General features: G+C 63.6%; 3 protein-coding genes. 2 read left to right on the top strand and 1 reads right to left on the bottom strand.

What is annotated here, in order from left to right; genetic code table 11:
* Positions 1–349 precede the first annotated feature (349 nt).
* Positions 350–1,180: a sulfotransferase domain-containing protein gene (locus VMS96_06385; GenBank protein ID HVP43040.1), complete on the bottom strand. Its 831-nt coding sequence runs from the start codon at positions 1,178–1,180 to the stop codon at positions 350–352.
* 219 nt (positions 1,181–1,399) lie between these two features.
* Here VMS96_06385 and VMS96_06380 point away from each other — a divergent pair, with 219 nt between their 5' ends.
* Both VMS96_06380 and VMS96_06375 read left to right on the top strand, forming a co-directional pair.
* Positions 1,400–1,963, top strand: coding sequence for a DUF3576 domain-containing protein (locus VMS96_06380; protein ID HVP43039.1), 564 nt, complete (start codon positions 1,400–1,402; stop codon positions 1,961–1,963).
* Positions 1,964–2,028: 65 nt separating this feature from the next.
* A partial coding sequence (locus tag VMS96_06375) for a class I tRNA ligase family protein (GenBank protein ID HVP43038.1) occupies positions 2,029–2,646 on the top strand: 618 nt, incomplete at its 3' end.

The raw sequence follows: 2,646 nt of genomic DNA, 5'->3' as shown, positions 1-2,646 counted from the left end.
CAAAGGGCCGGGTCACTGGTGATAGACAGAACAGGCCGAACAAACCCACCGACCTGGAAACATCGAAACCTTCTCTAAACCCTCCCCTGGTGTCAAACCATTTGAGCCAAAGCCTGTGGCATTTTTCCAAATCTGTGGCGGCGCCGCCACAGTTCGGGCTAACAGCCTGATTCGGCGCGGCTCGGAAGCGTGGCGGGATGCCTCAATGTTGACCGGAGGACACAGGCCGGGCACGGGACGCACCCTGTCTCGCCAATGGGAATCAACACGTAAAAATTAACTTAACGGGCGAAAATTAGGAAGAAAGAGACACGAAAACGAGCCTTCAGCGAGTCCGGACGACCGCCGGCTAGAGTGGCCAGTAACCGAAGCGCTCCATTTGCGCCTTGTGCGTATCGACCACCCGGTCCACCTGGGCCTTGCTGAGGGCGGTGCGCCATTGGTCGGCCTTGCCCACCCGGAAGAACTTCTCGGCCTTATAGGAGCGTTCCCGGAACCCCACCGCGTCCTCCTGCGCCCGCAGGGCCTTGAACGAGGAGGCCTCGATCGCGCGCTCGATCCGGTCCCGGGGCGCCGGGACGCCGAGGAACTTCACCGCCCGGGAGAAGGTCACGAGCGGCTTCTTCAGCATGTCCTCGTAGCGCACGACGTGCAGCCAGGGCCCCGGCTGGTGGGTCCAGCTTTGGACATGGATCGACCAGGTCTTGTGGATCTCGAACACCAGCTGGTCGCCGCTCGGGGTCCCGCTGGCGTTGTTGGCCAGGATCCCGATCGAGTCGTCGATCGAGCAGGCGTAGTGATCGGCGAGCGAGATGCAGACGTCGAGCGGGTTGCGGACGATGTAGAAGGCCCCGGCCGTCAGGTCCATGTGGATCATCGGCAGCCCGTCGAACTCGACATGGGCGTTGTGGGTCTTCACGAAGACGTCGTCGGGCGAGAGCCGGCCGATGTCGCGCTGGACCTTCCAGCGGGCCTCCATGACGTCCTTGGTGGTCCATTCCTGCCAGGGCTTTGTCAGGTAGGTGTTATAGTAATGAATGGTGGAGTCGCTGAAGGAATACTCGCCCAAACGATTGATGTCGTAGGCTTGTCCCGGGTCCCGCAGCAGGTTGTGGATAAAGGCCCGCATCCAGGTGTTGCCGGACTTCGGATAGCTGGCCAGCCAGATGATACGGCCCATGCGATGCGCCTGCGATTTCCCTAGGATAAGACGTTGAATTTGGAGCGAATCTACCCCGAAGCGGAGAACCACCCTGCGACCGCGACGCAAGGCCCGAAGGACCTTGCCGCTCTTGACCCCAAACCCGCAAATCGCTTACGTCATTGCGGCTTCGGCGGGTCGCCAAAACGGGCAACCGCAGCGACCGCCGTTTATCTGGGAGCAGCAAGGGCCGTCAACATGAAAATCGCCGCGACCTGGGGACGGGCCGCCTTTGCCAAGCGTTTGATTCCGCTCGCGATCATCGCATTGCTCGGCGGGCTCACGACGGCCTGCAACTTCAGCGTGGGCGGCGATCCGACCTACCAGGACGAGCGCAACAAGACCGAGCGCGGCGCGGGCGCCGGCAACGGCACCGTGTTCGGCTCCGACAGCCTCTTCAGCACCGACAAGAACAACGGCGACAACGGCGCCTCCGGCGGCGTCGGCGTCAACAGCCTGCTGTGGCGCGCTTCGCTGGACACCATCTCCTTCATGCCGCTGGTCTCGGCCGATCCCTTCGGCGGCGTCATCATCACCGACTGGTACACGCCCCCGCAGACGCCGGACGAGCGGTTCAAGGTCAATATCTATATCCTCGGCCGCGCGCTCCGCGCCGACGGCATCCGCGCCTCGGTGTTCCGCCAGACCAACCAGGGCGGCACCTGGACCGACGCGCCGGTCGCCCTCAACACCGGGACGGATCTCGAAAACGCGATCCTCACCCGCGCCCGCCAATTGCGCATGTCGGGTCAGCAGCAGTAGAACCGGCGCCGGGCCGGACGTTCGGTCCGACAGCGCGGACCGAATAGTTCAAGGCCGGATCGTTCATGGCATCACGCTACAATTTCCTGGAAACCGAGACCAAGTGGCAGTCGGTCTGGGCCGAGCGCGGCAGCTTCAAGACCGCGCACGACCCGAAGCTGCCGAAATACTACGTGCTCGAGATGTTTCCGTACCCGTCCGGCCGCATCCATATGGGCCATGTGCGGAACTACACGATGGGCGACGTGGTCGCGCGCTACAAGCGGGCGCGGGGCTTCAACGTGCTGCACCCGATGGGCTGGGACGCCTTCGGCCTGCCGGCGGAGAATGCGGCCCGCGACCAGAAGATCCACCCGGCGCGCTGGACCTACGACAATATCGCCACCATGCGCGCCGAACTGAAGCGCATGGGCCTGTCGCTGGACTGGAGCCGCGAGCTCGCGACCTGCCATCCCGGCTATTACAAATACCAGCAGCAGCTGTTCCTGGACTTCTTCAAGGCCGGGCTCGCCTATCGCGGCGAGGCCTTCGTCAACTGGGATCCGGTGGACCACACCGTGCTCGCCAACGAGCAGGTGATCGACGGCCGCGGCTGGCGCTCCGGCGCGCCGGTGGAGAAGAAGAAGCTCTCCCAGTGGTTCCTGAAGATCACGGCCTATGCCGAGGAGCTGCTCGATGCGCTG

The organism is Terriglobales bacterium (assembly GCA_035543055.1).
Classification (GTDB): domain Bacteria; phylum Acidobacteriota; class Terriglobia; order Terriglobales; family Acidobacteriaceae; genus JAIQFD01.
Note: the sequence above shows the minus strand (reverse complement) of the source record. Positions and strands in the feature narration are given on the sequence as shown.

Excerpts from the sequence above, each read along its gene's own strand:
- VMS96_06385 (HVP43040.1), bottom strand. The coding sequence starts at position 1,180 with ATGGGCCGTATCATCTGGCTGGCCAGCTATCCGAAGTCCGGCAACACC.
- VMS96_06380 (HVP43039.1), top strand. The coding sequence starts at position 1,400 with ATGAAAATCGCCGCGACCTGGGGACGGGCCGCCTTTGCCAAGCGTTTG.